The organism is Ruegeria sp. HKCCSP351, assembly GCF_017872535.1.
Taxonomy (GTDB): Bacteria; Pseudomonadota; Alphaproteobacteria; order Rhodobacterales; family Rhodobacteraceae; genus Ruegeria.
On record NZ_JAEDOV010000011.1, the window covers coordinates 63,277 to 78,989 of the forward strand.

General features: G+C 57.0%; 13 protein-coding genes and 2 pseudogenes. 7 read left to right on the top strand and 8 right to left on the bottom strand.

Features of this window, described 5'->3' with window-relative positions:
• Positions 1-87 precede the first annotated feature (87 nt).
• From I9182_RS18460 to I9182_RS18485, 6 genes and pseudogenes are all read left to right on the top strand, one after another.
• A complete protein-coding gene (locus tag I9182_RS18460) occupies positions 88-345 on the top strand; it encodes a metal-sensing transcriptional repressor (protein WP_209599209.1) in 258 nt (85 codons plus the stop codon).
• A 3-nt stretch (positions 346-348) separates the two neighbouring features.
• Entirely contained in the window at positions 349-1,668 is a 1,320-nt protein-coding gene (locus I9182_RS18465) for an MFS transporter (RefSeq protein ID WP_209599210.1), read from the top strand.
• A 51-nt stretch (positions 1,669-1,719) separates the two neighbouring features.
• Entirely contained in the window at positions 1,720-2,148 is a 429-nt protein-coding gene (locus I9182_RS18470; protein ID WP_209599211.1) for an Lrp/AsnC family transcriptional regulator, read from the top strand.
• Between the two features lie 141 nt (positions 2,149-2,289).
• Positions 2,290-2,919: a transglycosylase SLT domain-containing protein gene (locus tag I9182_RS18475; RefSeq protein ID WP_245222724.1), complete on the top strand. Its 630-nt coding sequence runs from the start codon at positions 2,290-2,292 to the stop codon at positions 2,917-2,919.
• A 9-nt stretch (positions 2,920-2,928) separates the two neighbouring features.
• Positions 2,929-4,347: pseudogene (locus tag I9182_RS18480) on the top strand (FHIPEP family type III secretion protein); the annotation flags it as partial.
• A 1-nt stretch (position 4,348) separates the two neighbouring features.
• Positions 4,349-5,140 (top strand): annotated as a pseudogene (locus tag I9182_RS18485) (flagellar basal body P-ring protein FlgI); the annotation flags it as partial.
• A 53-nt stretch (positions 5,141-5,193) separates the two neighbouring features.
• Here I9182_RS18485 and I9182_RS18490 read toward each other — a convergent pair.
• The 7 genes from I9182_RS18490 to I9182_RS18520 all read right to left on the bottom strand — a co-directional run bounded on the left by I9182_RS18490 (position 5,194) and on the right by I9182_RS18520 (position 12,778).
• Positions 5,194-5,838, bottom strand: a complete 645-nt coding sequence (locus I9182_RS18490) for a DUF1523 family protein (protein ID WP_209599213.1) — start codon at positions 5,836-5,838, stop codon at positions 5,194-5,196.
• A 10-nt stretch (positions 5,839-5,848) separates the two neighbouring features.
• Positions 5,849-6,115 carry a hypothetical protein gene (locus I9182_RS18495; protein ID WP_209599214.1) on the bottom strand — a complete coding sequence of 89 codons (267 nt, stop codon included), beginning with the start codon at positions 6,113-6,115 and terminating at the stop codon, positions 5,849-5,851.
• Between the two features lies 1 nt (position 6,116).
• Positions 6,117-7,454 (bottom strand): DUF6638 family protein, encoded by a 1,338-nt coding sequence (locus I9182_RS18500; RefSeq protein WP_209599215.1) that lies wholly within the window; start codon positions 7,452-7,454, stop codon positions 6,117-6,119.
• A 393-nt stretch (positions 7,455-7,847) separates the two neighbouring features.
• A complete protein-coding gene (locus I9182_RS18505) occupies positions 7,848-8,183 on the bottom strand; it encodes a hypothetical protein (RefSeq protein WP_209599216.1) in 336 nt (111 codons plus the stop codon).
• The gene (locus tag I9182_RS18510) at positions 8,180-10,111 is read right to left on the bottom strand and encodes an ATP-binding protein (protein ID WP_209599217.1); all 1,932 of its coding nucleotides are present in this window, start codon (positions 10,109-10,111) and stop codon (positions 8,180-8,182) included. Before I9182_RS18510 ends, I9182_RS18505 begins: the two co-directional genes overlap by 4 nt.
• 55 nt (positions 10,112-10,166) lie before the next feature.
• Positions 10,167-11,285 (bottom strand): hypothetical protein, encoded by a 1,119-nt coding sequence (locus I9182_RS18515; RefSeq protein WP_209507224.1) that lies wholly within the window; start codon positions 11,283-11,285, stop codon positions 10,167-10,169.
• Between the two features lie 413 nt (positions 11,286-11,698).
• A complete protein-coding gene (locus I9182_RS18520) occupies positions 11,699-12,778 on the bottom strand; it encodes a hypothetical protein (protein WP_209599218.1) in 1,080 nt (359 codons plus the stop codon).
• A gap of 286 nt (positions 12,779-13,064) precedes the next feature.
• Between I9182_RS18520 and I9182_RS18525 the strand changes: the two genes are divergently transcribed.
• Positions 13,065-14,540 carry an NAD-dependent succinate-semialdehyde dehydrogenase gene (locus tag I9182_RS18525; protein WP_209599219.1) on the top strand — a complete coding sequence of 492 codons (1,476 nt, stop codon included), beginning with the start codon at positions 13,065-13,067 and terminating at the stop codon, positions 14,538-14,540.
• A gap of 168 nt (positions 14,541-14,708) precedes the next feature.
• Here I9182_RS18525 and I9182_RS18530 read toward each other — a convergent pair whose 3' ends face one another.
• Positions 14,709-15,635 (bottom strand): DMT family transporter, encoded by a 927-nt coding sequence (locus I9182_RS18530; RefSeq protein ID WP_209599220.1) that lies wholly within the window; start codon positions 15,633-15,635, stop codon positions 14,709-14,711.
• Positions 15,636-15,713 lie beyond the last annotated feature (78 nt).

Here is a 15,713-nt window from a genome sequence, read left to right on the forward strand (position 1 = left end):
TCCATAAACTCAACGCCGTCCAAAAGTCACGGGCAAATCCCCGCACCAGGATTGACAATATCCCCATGGGGGGGATAGGGATAAACCATGACAATTGTACCCCGCGAGTCGCATCCGCATATCACGGCAAGGCTGAAACGGGCCCACGGGCATCTGGCAAAGGTCATTGCCATGCTTGAAGGTCAGGCCCCCTGTTCAGACATTGCCCAACAGCTGTTTGCCGTTGAAAAAGCGGTTACCAATGCCAAGCGCGCCTTGATCCATGATCACATCGACCATTGCCTGTCTTCTGATGGCGATAGCGGCGGGATCGAGGATTTCAAAGCCATCACGAAATACCTCTGAACGATGCTGAGCATTCTAAAAAACCGGACCTACCGCCACCTGTTTGCCGCCCAGATCGTCGCCCTGACCGGAACCGGGCTGGCTACAGTCGCGCTAGGGTTGCTGGCCTTTGATCTGGCCGGAGACGCTGCTGGCCTTGTGCTGGGCACCGCGCTGACGATCAAGATGGTGGCCTATGTCACCGTGGCCCCACTGGCGGCCGCTTTTGCCGAACGGCTGGACCGTCGGAAGATGCTGGTTTTTCTGGACCTGATCCGCGCCGCAGTCGCGGTATGCCTGCCTTTCGTGACCGAGGTCTGGCAAATCTATGTGCTGATCTTCGTGCTACAATCCGCTTCGGCAGGCTTTACGCCTGCTTTTCAGGCAACGATCCCGGACGTCTTGCCGAACGAAAACGAGTATACCCGCGCTTTGTCACTGTCACGTCTTGCCTACGACATGGAAAGCCTGCTGAGCCCGATGTTTGCCGCGGCACTTCTGTTGCTGGTCAGCTTCAACAGCCTGTTCTGGGGCACAGCGCTGGGGTTTGTTGCCTCGGCATTGCTGGTAGTCTCGGCCGCCCTGCCTTCGCCCAAGCCCAGCAAACCACGCGGGATTTATGACCGCACGACACGCGGAATTCGCATCTATCTGAAAACCCCCCGGCTGCGCGGGCTGCTTGCGCTTAACTGGAGCGCCGCAGCGCTGAGTTCGATGGTGATCGTCAATACAGTGGTCATCGTGCGGGCCACCCTTGGCCTGTCAGAAAGCGCCGTGGCCATTGCACTGGCCGGATTTGGGGGTGGGTCGATGCTGGCGGCGTTCACTCTGCCCCGCGTGCTGGATCGGATCGAGGATCGCAAGGTTATGCTGTTCGGAGCTATTCTTGCGTCGGGCGCTATGGCCGTCGCCTCGGTTCTGACCGCGACGACCCCGCTCACGCTGGGTGTCCTTGCCGTTTTTTGGGCCTTTACCGGATTTGGGTATTCTACAACCCTTACGCCTTCGGGTCGTTTGTTGACCCGTTCAGCCCATCCCGAAGACCGCCCAGCTGTCTTTGCCGCACAGTTTACTCTGTCACACGGTTGCTGGTTGGTGCTGTATCCGCTGGCTGGGTGGATAATGACCGTCTATGGGCCGACTGTCGCACTCGGCAGTATGTCTGTTCTGTCCATGGCAGGCGTGATTGTGGCAGTCAGCCTTTGGCCGCGTGACGATCAGGAACCGGTTGTTCACAATCACCCCGATCTGCCAGCAGATCATCCGCATCTGGCCGGAGCGGGCCACCACGCGCATCCGATTATTATCGACGACCTGCACCCGCGCATGCCGCGTGAGCCTTGAGAAAGGGCGCCAATCTGATCTAAACCCGGACTTGCGCAAACCGGAGCCCCAATGGACCAGCTAGACCGCCGTATCATCGCCGCCCTGCAAGCCAATGCGCGTGCCTCGACCACGCAGATCGCGGCCTCGCTGGGTGTGGCCCGTACGACCGTGCATGAACGGATCAGTCGGCTGGAGCATCGCGGCGTAATCACGGGATACACCGTGCGCCTTGGGTCCACGGAAGACACGCCCAAAGTGCAGGTCATCGTCATGCTGGAAGTGCAGCAGAAGGAAACCAACCGGATCCTTAAACGGCTCGAGGCTTATCCCGAGGTCAAACTGTGTCTGTCGATCAATGGCGAATTCGATCTGATGCTGACCGCAGATGCCCCGAGGCTGGAGGATCTGGACGTTCTGGTGGACGATCTGGCGAAGATCCCCGGTGTCCTGCGCACCAATACAAGCGTTGTTTTCGGGCGCAGGATCGACCGAAACTGAGGCTACGATAACCCTCTGTAAACCGATCGGCGTCTAGCTTGGCCGGGAACACCAGAATCCCGGACCGGCAGAATGCCAATTCACAGAATACCGATTGCTTTCATAATACTGCATGTGCTGTTGGCGCAGGCGGGTTCCGCCATGCACGCATCACAAATAGGCGGGCTTTGTGATCAGGCCGCGCGCCGTGCGGCACTGTCCGAAGGTGTTCCGTTGGACGTGTTGCGCGCCATAACCCGCGTTGAAACCGGCCGACAGATAGACGGGCAGTTGCAGCCCTGGCCTTGGGCCATAAATGCCGAAGGTCAGGGGTATTGGTTCAAGTCCGAGGCCGAGGCCAAGGCCTATGTTTTCAAAATTTTCAAAGCAGGCTCTCGTAACTTTGACGTCGGGTGTTTCCAGGTCAATTATCGCTGGCATGGCAAAGCCTTCCGCTCGATCGATGCGATGTTTGATCCGGATGCGAACGCAACCTACGCCGCCCGCTTCCTGAAAGACCTTTATTTCGAGCTTGGTTCGTGGCCGGCTGCGGCCGGGGCTTATCATTCCCGTACGAATGCTCTGGCCGAGGCTTATCGTGGCCGGTTCCAGACAGTGATGGCCCAGTTGGATAACCCGTCCTCGCACGGGTTTTCTGGTATGTCACGCGATCCGTTCACAAGGGCCGGAACGCCCTTGATTCCGATGCTAGTGGCCACACCCGCCACCACTGCGCTGGGCTCTCTGGTGCCGACCAACGGCACAACTACTCCCTTCATCCCTTTCAATTAGGAAACCTGCGTGCCCCAGTTTGACATCCGGTCCCTGTTTTCACCCACTGTCCTGCTGGCGCTGGTGCTGATGACCGTCATCGTCATGATGATCCTGCCCATGCCCGCCGGGGTGCTGGACGTTGGGCTAGCCGCCTCTTTCGCGCTGGCCATCCTGATTTTCACTCTGACGCTGTTCATCGAACGTCCACTGGATTTCTCGTCCTTCCCAACGATCCTGCTGGCATCGCTGATGCTGCGCCTGTCGCTGAACGTCTCGTCGACCAAACTGATCATCGGTCAGGGGCATACCGGACCCAACGCAGCGGGTGACGTAATTGAAGGGTTCGCCAATTTCGTCATGGGTGGCAGCATCTTTCTGGGCCTTGTGGTTTTTGGCGTGCTTCTGATCGTGAACTTTATGGTCATCACCAAAGGGGCCGCCCGTATGGCCGAGGTCGGCGCGCGCTTTGCCTTGGATGGGATGCCTGGAAAGCAGCTTGCCATCGACAGCGACATGTCGGCCGGGGCCATCGACCATGAGCAGGCCAAGGAACGGCGGGACCGCGAACAGCAGGAAACAACGTTTTTCGGCTCGCTCGACGGTGCGTCGAAATTTGTAAAAGGCGATGCCGTTGCCGGTCTTCTGATCACTCTTCTGAACCTTGTTATGGGTTTGATCATGGGGGTGATCGTGCACGGAATGCCAGTGGCTTCGGCGTTCGAGACATATGCAATCCTGACGGTCGGTGATGGTCTGGTCTCGCAGATCCCCGCCGTTATCATCTCGATTGCCTCTGCATTGCTGCTGGCGCGCGGCGGAACACAGGGTGCCACCGACAATGCCATTTTCTCGCAACTCGGGCGGCATCCCGCTGCGCTGTCTACCGTGGCGGTTCTGATGGTCCTGTTTGCGCTGGTGCCCGGCCTGCCTTTCCTGCCGTTCATCCTCGGTGCAGCTGTGCTTGGATACGCGGCCTACAGAATTCGGAAGAAGCAGAAAGAAACGGACCCGTCATTGCAGTCGCAGGCGACCGAAACCGAAGTGCCGGTCTCGCAGGCTATTGGAGATATTCTGGATCTGGATGACGTGCACCTTGAATTCGCGCCCGATCTGGTAAGCTTGGTTTTGAATCCCGGAACCGGATTGGATGCCCGCATCGCCAATATGCGTACCTACGTGGCGTCCACCTTCGGATTGATCCTGCCTGAAATTCGTCTGACTGATCGAGCCGACCTGCCAACCGGAACCTATGTGATCAAGGTTCAGGGGGTCGAACAGGCGCGCGGCGTTCTGAACCCCGATCTGGTTCTGGCTCTGGTTCAGGACGGGTTCGATCTGTTGCCCGAAGGCAATGACGTGACCGAGCCGGTTTACGGCGCGCCTGCCCGCTGGATCCTGCCCAAACATCAGGAGGACGCAACGTTGAACGGGGCCACCATAGTCTCAAATCGATGTGACGGTTTCGGCGATAGGCGATTCAAACAGCTTGTTAGGTGGGACACTGGTTATGACCCCGCTGAACGCAGCAGACGGGCAAATCTATGCGGTTGCACAGGGCACAATCCTTGCAGGTGGCGTTTTGGCTGAAGGAGAGGCCGCGTCGGTCGTGCGCGGCGTGCCAACTTCGGGTGTGATCCCGTCCGGCGCGCGTGTTGAGCGTGAAATTGAGTTCGACTTGTCAACTCTGACCCAAATGCGCCTGGCATTGAGAGAGCCTGATTTCACCACGGCCGCGCGAATTGAATTTGCCATAAACACCGAGTTCAACAGAGCTGTGGCAATTATGCGCGATTCAGGCACGGTTGACCTCAACATTGCTGCAACTCAGGCAGCGTCAACGGCCCATGCCATCGGGCGTATCGAGAATATTCTGGTCGAGCCGGAAGCAAAGGCGCGTGTGGTAGTCGATCAGCGGTCTGGCACCATCGTCATGGGACAAGAGGTTCGGATATCGCGTGTGGCTGTCTCTCAGGGCAATCTGACCCTGACAGTTCAGGAAGCGCCGATTGCCGTGCAACCCAACCCGTTTGCCAGGGGCGAAACAGTGGTCGTTCCGCGCACTATTGCAGGGATCGAAGAGGAAGAAGGAACCGGCCTTGCCGAAATCCCCGAAGCTACGACCCTGTCCGAGGTTGTCGCAGGTCTGAATGCGCTGGGGGTATCGCCCCAGGATATGATCGATATTCTGAAAACCATCAAAGCGGCGGGCGCCTTGCACGCAGAATTTGTTGTCAGGTAGCCGATATCGTTAGTCCAACGGGCGTGAAGCAAACACGCCCGTGACGTTAAGGCCTATTTCGACTTCCAGCTGTCCAGCCAGCGCTGAAATCTGTTTCGGCGTTCTTCAATCGCGTCACCGGCCGCATAAAATCCGTCTTCCACATTCTCGATCATCGGATCAATTCGGGCCTTTCGGAACCTGCGCCAGCGCACCCAAACCGCCCAGACCAGCGCGGCAAAAATTATCAGGAAAATGATGTTGAACCAGGGAATGACCTGCACATCCGGCCCTTCCACATGTTTGATGAAAATGGCGTTGGGGAAGATCGACATGAACTCGTTTCGCCATCCGTAATGAGTTACGACCACCCATTTCGGGTTTTCTTTGGTCGATTTCGCATCATTGGCTTCAGTGTAAAGGTTCGCTGTGTCGAACTTGAAATAAGGTGGCCACCCCCACCCGGTGTCTTCGTTTCGGTACACGATCGGCTTGCCATTTTCGCGCACGGCCTGAATGAATTGCACATCCCGGTTGGACAGGCTGGTGGATTGGTCTTCGGGTTCAGACCAGAAAATCCGCGTCCAGTCGTTCAGATCCTGTCGCTCTTCGTAGGTGTTTACGATGCGCACAATGTCATGCTGGGGTAGAGAATATTGCAGGATCACGGCAATCGTACCCCAGAAAATGATAATGAACGCCCATTTCACATAGGCCATGCCTAAACCCTCACATGTAATTCACGATGTAGATCAGCGCGCCAATCGCCACCCACGGCACGATATAGACACCCAGGATCAGTTTACGCCGAAACGAGTTGTCATACACATGCAATCCGCGTTCGACAAAGGCGTCCTTATTGCCCGTCTTGCCCTTTTCGTCCCACCAGCTTTCCAGTTTACGACGGCGTATCCCGCGCGAGTAGAAAGACAGCGCGACATAGGCGATCGTCTGGATCACCAACAAGATCAGCAAAAGGCGCAATAACCCGAACATTTCAGCCTTTCCTTACCGAACCCCACGGACCGACCCGCGCGATTATGTCATCGGTGACCCTGTCTTCTCCGCTCATATCCGGCTCATGGCCGAACAGCGCGGCACGGGCCCCTTGCTTGTCCACCTGATACTCGCGCGCGAGGAAGTCGGCAACATAGGCTTTCTTGCTCTCGGACCATCCGGAATAGGTGCTATAGAACAGCACTTTGTGGCAGATGAACATCTGGCGTGGATCCAGCGGGGCCAATTCGGCCAGCAGCATATTCACCAGATCACGGTTCGGCGTGTCAGCGGCGCGCAAAGTGTAGAAATAAGCCGGATGATCCGACGTGATACGCGGCCACGGCCCCCCATCGCTTGCCCAGCGCAGCAGTTGCGCAAGGCCGTGATAGGCTTCGGGCAAGCGATCCGAGTGATTGCGCGCCAAGCGCCGCATATCGCTTCGGTCCAGCCCGGTCAGGTCGACATCCGCATCCGCCGCCGCATCGACAGTCAGGAAATCCATCTTCTGCTGCAGGATCGCAGCGGCGTCTACGCCGCGCGCTTTGACGATGGGTTCGACCAGATCGTTGTAATCCAGAAACTTGGCAATCTGGTTTCGCTGCGACCGGTCAAAAACATATTTGATCGGCAAATCGTCAGGCTTGTCTCCCATGCAGATCGCCGCCGGGTGGTCCAGATCCGGGAACAGGTACAGCCCGCCGAAATGCGCCGTCCAGAAGTTGCGTTGCTCAAAATCCGTGTGGCGCAGATGGACGGGGTTGCGCGTGACGTCGCCGGTTTCTTTGGCGGTCTCGATCATCCTGGCGATCAGCACATCGTCGAACCAGGCGTCCTCGGCGGTTTTGAATTGTTCGACCATGCCCGCCAATTGCTGCGCCTTACGCAAGGTGCCGCCTGCGGTGTCGGCCTCAATCTCGATCTTGCGCAGATTGAACAGATCGCGGGGACTACTGAGTTTGAAGACCGAATTCACCAGCTCTCCGGCTACCGCATCGGTTGCGGTCAGGGCGAACAGCTGCGCCTCATTCATCTCAATGAACTCGCGCAGAATATCGCGCGAGGTCGAGAACTTGACGTTCAGCAAAGGCGCGCGTTTCTGCTCGGTCGTCAGCAGGATGAACTGCCGGTTCACCCCATTGGGGTTGAGGTAGAGCGGGTCGTCCAGCTCAATCCCCACCTCTGGCGAATAGCCCGAGATATCGACATGGAAATCCGAAAGCTGAGTGGTCTTGCCCGCCAGATGCTGCAACGCACGGTTATACCGCTCGACTAAGGCCGGGCTGGAGATGTGGACGAGGTTGCCAAACATCAGGCCTTTTTTGATGAGGCGGATCATGCGCTAAACCTTTGCGATAGCTGCAAATCTATGCCTTTGAATAGCCCAACCCAGTAAGGAGCCGATAGAAGTAACAATCCAAATTGTATAACGCTTGGTTCAATTCCGTCCAAGCGACCACCTGGGGCTACTTGAACGAAAATTAGAACCCAAGCAACACTCAGAAAAAGCCCTGATCCCACTACGACACTAGCGGCCCACCAAAATAGAAACCTCATGATTAGAAAAGCTCCTTTCGGAACAGGAAGGTTGCGTTTTATTACCCAGATCGTGAAACGCGATCCAACATACGCCGCAAAAATGCACCCCGCGATATAAGCCAATTCAAGCATCTTTAGCCTTTCCCGAGAAAGGTTCGGTAATCCGTAGCACCTATCTGGGGTGTACCAATCTTCATGCTCGCCTGCCTTTAACAAATGCAAACACAATTGCAGAGCCGAGGGGCACTGCAAACAGCACTAATTGCCGATGAATATAAACCAAAGCGTGCGCTAAATTTGCCTCTTCGCCCTCTCTTGCAAACTGATCGACAAAAATTTCCGTTAAAGTGTAACTAACGATGAGAGCGATAATAGCAGCCACTGCAATGTAGCCATAGAACGGTAGAATCCATTCCTTGCCGCTTTCTTTTGTCCCCCGTGCTGTGCGAAACGCTAGTCGACCGATGAGCACTGAAATCGCGAGGCTTAGAAACAATGGAAGGCAAATTGAAATCAGAATAAATTTCACCCCTTCCCCTCCAAGTACCGCCTCTTAGCCTCTTCCATCCGGCCCATCTCGCGGACGGCGTTTTCGATGGCGACCTCGTCGCTCTTGTCGGCATAGCGGAACTCGCTGTCGGCGTAGCGGTTGATCTCCTGTATCACCATTTCCACCGTGATCGGCTGGCGTAGATCTTCGATCATCGCCTTCTTGGTGTCGTAGTCGCGAAACAGGAACAGGTCGGGGTTTTCCATCCACTCATCGGGCAGTTCGAAATCCATCGCGCGGACCTTGACCGCATCGGTGATGTTCTTGATCGCACGGCCGGTAAAGCGTTCATCCGCCTGCTGGATCGCCTTGAGGTAGGTGCCCAGCTTGGCGATTGTGTCCATTTCGCCGATCTTGCCAGACACCCGGTCATAGACCTGCAACAAGGCGTCCTCATGCGGGCGGGAATGGCTTTCGAAACTGGCGGCGACGGCCTTTTTGATCTCCTGCGCGGCATAGGCTTCGTGTTCACCCAGCGGGATGTCGTGGTTGCGGCCCATCAGCAGGTGCAGGATGTCGATGTAATCCTCGCGCGTTTGCGGCCCGTCCACCAGAAACCGCGCCCCTGCCCGCTGGCGCAGGGCGTCGTCCACATTCTCGGGGTAGTTTGAGAACATGCCAAAGGTGCAGTTGCCGCGCACGACGGTGTTGGCACCGGCAAAGCTCTCCATCAGCACAGCGGTGATTTCCAACTGCCCGGCTGACGACTGCCGGTCACCGCGCTTGCCCGCCAGCTGGTCGATATCGTCGATGGTGCCAAAGCCGATGACCGAGGGGTCGATGATCGTGTTGATAAAGGTTTTGGCGTTCTGGCCGGATTTGCCCTGATAGCTGTCGATATTGTCGGTGCTCAGATTCTGATAGCGGAACGGATAGCCCGCGTTCTGGCAATAGTCATTGATCAGCCCGGCCATCATCTGGATCAGGGTGGTCTTGCCGGTGCCCGGCTTGCCATCGCCCATGAAGGTAAAGATGAACCCGCCAAGTTCAGCAAACGGGTTCAGACGGCGGTCGAAATCATAGGCCATCACCATCTTGGCCAGCTTCATCGCCTGATATTTGGCGATATGGTTGCCCACCACTTCATTCGGCTTCTTGAAGGTCATGGTCAAGGTGGTGGATTTTGCCTTGGAGGCCGGCTCGAACCCCCGGATCGTCAGATCATCGGCCTCGATATGCCAGGCTGCGTTCTGGAACGGGGCCAGATGACCTGCGGACCCTGCGCGCAGGGTTGACTTCTCCATCAGTTGCTCGGCATAGGCACTGGCGGCGGCGATCAGATGGGCATCGTCCGAGGCGTGTTTGGCCAGCGTCTGGTCCAGCTCCCACAGCGCGCCGTGCAAGGCGAGCTGGCCATTGTCTGTCAGGACCTCTTCGATCTCACCAATATCAACCGTGGTCTCACCCAGATGCGAGGATAACAGATAAGCCAGCGCATTGCCGAACGTGTGTAACGAGATCAGCGCTTCGGCTGTCAGAACCTCTGAAAACTCGGTCTTCCGCGCGGCGGGCAGATCTCCGGCCAGGTTCGCGCGTTTCAGATCGGCAAGCGGGGTCTGTTCCGCATAAGTATCGGCCACGGCCAGAGCGATTGCGATGGCGCGGCGGATCGCCTGTTGAGCCGTCGCTTGCGGCGGTGAGACCAAAGCATCACCATCGTCCGAGGCTTCGATCCTCTCAACCAGATGCACCCCGTCTGCGCGCACGGTCCGGCGTGTCACCAACCCCGGTGTCGTCGAGCGAAACCGCCGACCAGTCGAAACACCTGGTGAGCGTTCAACGGTGGATTCCACGGCTTTGGCGATCCGCGGCGCATGTTCGAACCCGCTCAGCAAAGCGGTCGCTGCCGGATAATGCTTGCGAATGTCGTCTTCGCGCAATTCCATCTGATCTGACGTCAAACTCATCTCAAAAACCGCCCTTGCTTCATCTTTTCAAAAATACTCTCGCCGAAGGCGAATATTAGTACCTCAAAACCTGCCCCGCATTGCTGACGACGAACTTGCGCACATCGGCAAAACCCGGCGGGTTGCGTTCGGCCAGCACCTGAAACGGGCGCTGTGGCAGGATGATCGACCGTTGGGTACGGGTGGCCCCGGTCTCGGCCCCCTGCCCGCCAAAAGGATCCAGCGCAAAAACCTCACGCTCGACAGTTGAAAACCAGCCGGCGCGTTCCTCGATGACCTCTTCGCTGTGCAGCTCTTCGGTAGTCCAGGCCAGCGCCCAATCCTGACCTTGCGGGGATTGCGCATCCTCCAGCACCTGCCGCAAGGGGCCGGATTGTTCGGTAAACGCCGAAGAATACATCGGCCCCACATGGATGCGACGCAGGTGTTTGGGGTGCAGGTCATCGAAATCCTGATCAAAGCCCTTGGCTATGGTCACCAGTTTCAGCCCGCCCAAAGACTGCGCCATCAGATGCGCCTGCACTTCGGGCCAGCGGCGTTGATCCTTGGGCAGGGCGGATTTGCCTGTGTCCTCCAGCTGCATCAGATATATGACGGGCAGGTTGACCTGACTGTCATAGACCGCCCAGTGGATCATGAACTTGCGCCGCTCGCCCTCATTCCCGATCCAGTGGCATTCGGGATCGTTCCGGGCCCAGAACAGCTGACCTTTTAGCAACTCTTCGTAATAGAGCCTTTGCGACAGCGCGAATTGCAGCTTGGTGGGGATTTCCCGGTCACCAATGATCGTGCGGACCATGTCGGTTTTCAGGTCATCTTCCGAGGGCATATTCGCCAGATGCACCTGTGCCTGCTGCGCGTCATTGGCCATGGTCAGCAACTCAGCCGCCACCGGAAACCCGCTGTCGCGCTTGTCCATGGCGAGGCTGCCAAAGAACCGCCCCGTATCGCGCCCAACCAGAAGGTATTTCATGCTAAGCGCGCGAAAGGTGTAGAGCAGCCCCGAGAGGTAGCGCGACACGATCCGCACCTCTTGCTTGCTGATCGCGCCCTCGGCCTCCATCGTCGCGGCCACGCGCAGCAGGTGGACAGTGATCACCTCAAATTTGCGGAAATAGCGACGCGAGGCGAAGGTGTCGGTCAGGCCGACATGGTCTTGGGTGGGGTCAGTCATTTGCGCATATGCGAGCGGAAATTTTTGCCCTGCAATCTTCAAGTTGAGCTACAAAAATGAAGAGGTAGAGCCCAACAACGCCGCTCACGGGCAACCCCCACCGCAAAAACAGTGGAGCTCCTAGGAACATACCTGCAAAAGGCAGTGCCCACTCCTTTCTATACTTTCGCCAGAGAGCTTTTGAGAAGATTGCTTTTCCAAACGTAAACTCGCCCCCCCAACCCTCAGCAGCGTCTGATGGGGATTTCACAAGGTAAGCAATCAGAAGCTGACTGGGTAGCATGGTCCAAATCGCAACCACACTTAGAGTTGGGATATTTGCAATCAGCCCGACGCCAAACGCAATCGTCAGGGCCACCGTTGAAACTGCCAATACGGTTAGATAGATTTCTCGCGCAGAATAACACACGCCCTCACCCACCATACAAATTCTTATCATGCTTCTCGACAATCGAGGCAAATCGGCGGGCAAAGCGTTCATCCGCCTTGGCCTTTTTCTCCAACACGTCGCGAGCAAAGACCATGTGGTCCTCATGCGCCTCAAGCATGTCGGCCATTTTCTGGTTGGTCGCGGTGCCGATGGCGGCCATGGCGGTTTGCGCCTCCTGGTCGGTCTGCACGCCGATCTCGTTGATGCGGTGGGCCACGTCCTGCTGCTGTGCTGTTTTCAGCGACTTGGTCAGGGCGTCATACAGCACCACGCGTTGTTGCGTGTCTGTCTGCAGCTTGTTGATCAGCACCATCTGCGTCGCCGCCTGGTTTTGCAGTGAGTCGACCCAGGTTTTGCCCTTTTCGATATAGCGTTCCAGCGTCTGAGACTTGGCCAGCTTGACCTGCTCTTCCTGAACCTTGGCGTTGTATTGCTTGTTCAGCTCAGCCAGTTCGGTTTCCAGCTGGGTACGCGCAGCGGCGTCCTGTTCGACGGAAATTTTGTTCTCCAAAGTGATGATCGCCGGGTCCATGCCCTGAATTTCGGCGCGCAGCGCCTCCAACTCGGCCACGGTGGCCTCGCGATCGTCCAGCGTGCCGCTCAGGTTGTCTTCAACCTTTACGCGCTGTTCTTCCAGCACGGTCAGCTGCCCTTGCAGCAGCTTCACGATCACGTCCGATTTGGCGATCAGGTCTTGCAACTTGTCGTCGATATTGGCGGTGCGCATCCGCTCCTGCCGCATCGACTCGGATTTTCCTTTCGAGAAGATGCCGACAAACGACTCCCACCCGGTTTTCGAGCGCATCTCGTCGAAGTCCTTGGAAAACGCGTTGGTGACATCATCCAGACCCATGATCAGCTCGGCGATATTGGCATTCATCACCTCGGTATGGGCATGCACATCCTCGAGCGTGGCGTTTTCGATGTCGATATCGGCCTCGGCGGTGCCGATCTTGGCGCGGGCCGCTTCAATGCGCGAGGTCAGCCCCTCGATCTGCGACTGGCTTTCGCGCACTTTCGTTTGCGTTTCTTTGATAAGCGCTTCGAATTGCTGGTTCGACATCTCTACTGTCCTTTTTTTCTTTAATTACCCAATAAGATAGGAAATGTTACAGTCATTTACATCCCCTTGAGTCCAAAAATCACGCAAACTCTGGCAAACTTGGGGTGGAAAGGAAAGCCGTGTGATCGCAACCTGACGTAGAACTCAACCATGCGACTATGCTGCAACGATTGGGTCAGAAAATAATTTGATCAAAACTGGGCTGATCGGCACGCATCGGTGGACATAGACAAAGCCTTCAACACCTGATTGGGTGCGGCAACTCAATTTCTGCGCGGAGAATGACATGCTGGACGCAACGACCGATCTGAAATCAATTCTGAAGAACCCTGACTTGCTTGTAACCAAAGCCTATATCGGTGGTCAGTGGGTGGATGGTGACAACGGTACTTTCGACGTGACCAACCCGGCCCGGGGCGATGTGGTGGCCAAAGTGGCCGATGTCAGCCGGGCGCAGGTTGCCGGAGCAATTGCGCAGGCCGAGGCCGCGCAAAAGGAATGGGCCAAGCTGACCGGCAAGGAACGTGCAGCGACCCTGCGGCGCTGGTTCGACCTGATGATGGAGAACGCCGAAGATCTGGGCAAGATCCTGACCGCAGAACAGGGGAAACCACTGGCTGAGGCCATCGGCGAGATCGGCTATGGTGCGTCCTTCATCGAGTTCTTCGGTGAAGAAGCCAAGCGAGTGTATGGCGAGACCATCCCGGGGCATCAGCGCGACAAACGGATCATGGTGCTGAAACAGCCCATTGGTGTGGCGGCTTCGATCACACCCTGGAACTTTCCCAACGCCATGATCACCCGCAAGGCAGGACCGGCGCTGGCGGCCGGGTGTGCCTTTGTTGCCCGCCCGGCGGCAGAAACACCACTGTCCGCGCTGGTTCTGGCGCTTCTGGCGGAACAAGCCGGCGTGCCAGCTGGTGTGTTCAACGTGGTGCCTTCATCCCAGTCCAGCGAGATCGGCAAGGAGTTCTGCGAAAACCCCGGTGTGCGCAAGCTGACCTTTACCGGCTCGACCGAGGTGGGGCGTATCCTGCTGCGGCAAGCAGCTGATCAGGTCATGAAATGCTCGATGGAACTGGGCGGCAATGCACCCTTTATCGTGTTTGATGACGCCGATCTGGATGCTGCGGTCGAGGGCGCGATGCTGTGCAAATTCCGCAATAACGGCCAGACCTGTGTCTGCGCCAACCGCATCTATGTACAGGCCGGTGTTTATGACGCATTCGCTGCCAAACTGAAAGCGGCGGTCGAAGCCCTGAAAATCGGCGACGGTCTGGCCGAGGGCATCACAACCGGCCCGCTGATCAATGCCGATGCGGTCGCCAAGGTGGAAGAGCATATTAAGGATGTCACGGACAAGGGCGGCGCCGTTCTGACCGGTGGCTTGCCTCACGATCTGGGCGGTACGTTCTTTCAGCCGACCATCGTGACCGGCGTGACTCAGGACATGATGGTGGCGCAGGACGAAACCTTTGGCCCGCTGGCACCGCTGTTCAAGTTCGAAAATGAAGATGACGTGATCGCTATGGCGAATGACACGATCTTTGGTCTGGCCTCGTATTTCTATGCAAAGGATCTGAGCCGCGTCTACAAAGTGGCCGAGGCGCTGGAATATGGCATTGTCGGCGTGAACACCGGCATCATCTCGACCGAGTTGGGCCCGTTCGGCGGCGTCAAGCAATCCGGCCTGGGCCGCGAAGGCAGCCACCACGGCATGGAAGACTATCTTGAGATGAAATACGTCTGCATGTCGGTCTGATCTGGGGGCCATCGCCTTGGGGCGGTGGCCATTCTGCCCGCGGGCGAGGCGTTGTTCTGGTCAATCGGATCGTTGACGGCTGGGCAATGAGCTTATTTCACCAAACATGAATTCCCTGCGGGCAAGCTTCGTGGGGACTTTTTCTGTAGGCCCGATCCGACCCCAAACTTACGTCTTTTCCTCTTTGGCTATCACGGTCGTCACGGTGCGCGTCACCCGACTTTTGGTGATTGCAATTGCCCCTAAAACCAAAGCACAGGCTATGGCTTGCGCAGTAGTGATCGCTTCTCCAAACGCAAAGAACCCGACTGCAAACATCGTGGGCAATTCAATGCTTCCGACAACCGCAGTTTGAGAAGCGCCGATCAGCGGCGAACAGATCGTGTAGACAAGCTGCGGCACAAGCGCCGTGACCAATCCAATTCCAATGATCAGAACCCAATCGGACTGACCGTCAGGAAGCAGCGTGGAAACGTCTGCATTCAGCATCAAAGGCAAAAGCCCTAGAACCGATCCCAGAGACACCGAAGCAATGCGTGCAAGTGGCGCAATTCGGGACAACCTGTGGACCAGAACAGAAATCCCGAAGCCAAAACCAAATGGCGCCGCCAGCGAGATCAAAAGCGTAGGAATGTGCTCGACCGGAACGGATGCTGGCGAGCCTGCTATGATGGCAGCCAGAATGATGAGGCCAGACGCAAGAAACGCGCGCCTTGTGGGAGTATCGGCGAACAAAGCCCACGCAATGATCAACGTGAAAACCGGATATGTCATATAGAGCACGCCCACCGTAGATGCGGGCAGTGTCTTTAAGGCTGTGACATATCCGATCCAGCCAAGCCCCATCACCACTCCGACCGCAAGACCCCAACAAATCTCGCGCCAGGCTTTTCGATGTACGACGAGAACTGGCAGTAACAAAACCGCTGGAACGATGTAGCGATAGAATGCGACCGCGAAAGGTGCAACGCCCTGCTCAGTCAGCCCCCTGCTGAAATAGGGAACAAGCCCGAAACAGATTGAAGCAAAAAGAACGCCAACAACCGCAAGCGGTTGCGGAATAGCCGGTCTGGTCTGCGTGGATGTCGTCGACATCTGCAAGTTCTAGCACAGGTTCGCGATGAGTGTAGCCGAGTTTACCGGACCCACGCTTTGATGAGCACAGGCGCTGAC

What these genes read in the sequence shown, in the direction of transcription:
- I9182_RS18495 (WP_209599214.1), bottom strand. Translation starts at nt 6,115, where the DNA reads ATGTTCGGGTTATTGCGCCTTTTGCTGATCTTGTTGGTGATCCAGACG.
- I9182_RS18465 (WP_209599210.1), top strand. Translation starts at nt 349, where the DNA reads ATGCTGAGCATTCTAAAAAACCGGACCTACCGCCACCTGTTTGCCGCC.
- I9182_RS18525 (WP_209599219.1), top strand. Translation starts at nt 13,065, where the DNA reads ATGCTGGACGCAACGACCGATCTGAAATCAATTCTGAAGAACCCTGAC.
- I9182_RS18500 (WP_209599215.1), bottom strand. Translation starts at nt 7,454, where the DNA reads ATGATCCGCCTCATCAAAAAAGGCCTGATGTTTGGCAACCTCGTCCAC.
- I9182_RS18530 (WP_209599220.1), bottom strand. Translation starts at nt 15,635, where the DNA reads ATGTCGACGACATCCACGCAGACCAGACCGGCTATTCCGCAACCGCTT.
- I9182_RS18470 (WP_209599211.1), top strand. Translation starts at nt 1,720, where the DNA reads ATGGACCAGCTAGACCGCCGTATCATCGCCGCCCTGCAAGCCAATGCG.
- I9182_RS18475 (WP_245222724.1), top strand. Translation starts at nt 2,290, where the DNA reads ATGCACGCATCACAAATAGGCGGGCTTTGTGATCAGGCCGCGCGCCGT.
- I9182_RS18510 (WP_209599217.1), bottom strand. Translation starts at nt 10,111, where the DNA reads ATGAGTTTGACGTCAGATCAGATGGAATTGCGCGAAGACGACATTCGC.
- I9182_RS18460 (WP_209599209.1), top strand. Translation starts at nt 88, where the DNA reads ATGACAATTGTACCCCGCGAGTCGCATCCGCATATCACGGCAAGGCTG.
- I9182_RS18520 (WP_209599218.1), bottom strand. Translation starts at nt 12,778, where the DNA reads ATGTCGAACCAGCAATTCGAAGCGCTTATCAAAGAAACGCAAACGAAA.
- I9182_RS18490 (WP_209599213.1), bottom strand. Translation starts at nt 5,838, where the DNA reads ATGGCCTATGTGAAATGGGCGTTCATTATCATTTTCTGGGGTACGATT.
- I9182_RS18515 (WP_209507224.1), bottom strand. Translation starts at nt 11,285, where the DNA reads ATGACTGACCCCACCCAAGACCATGTCGGCCTGACCGACACCTTCGCC.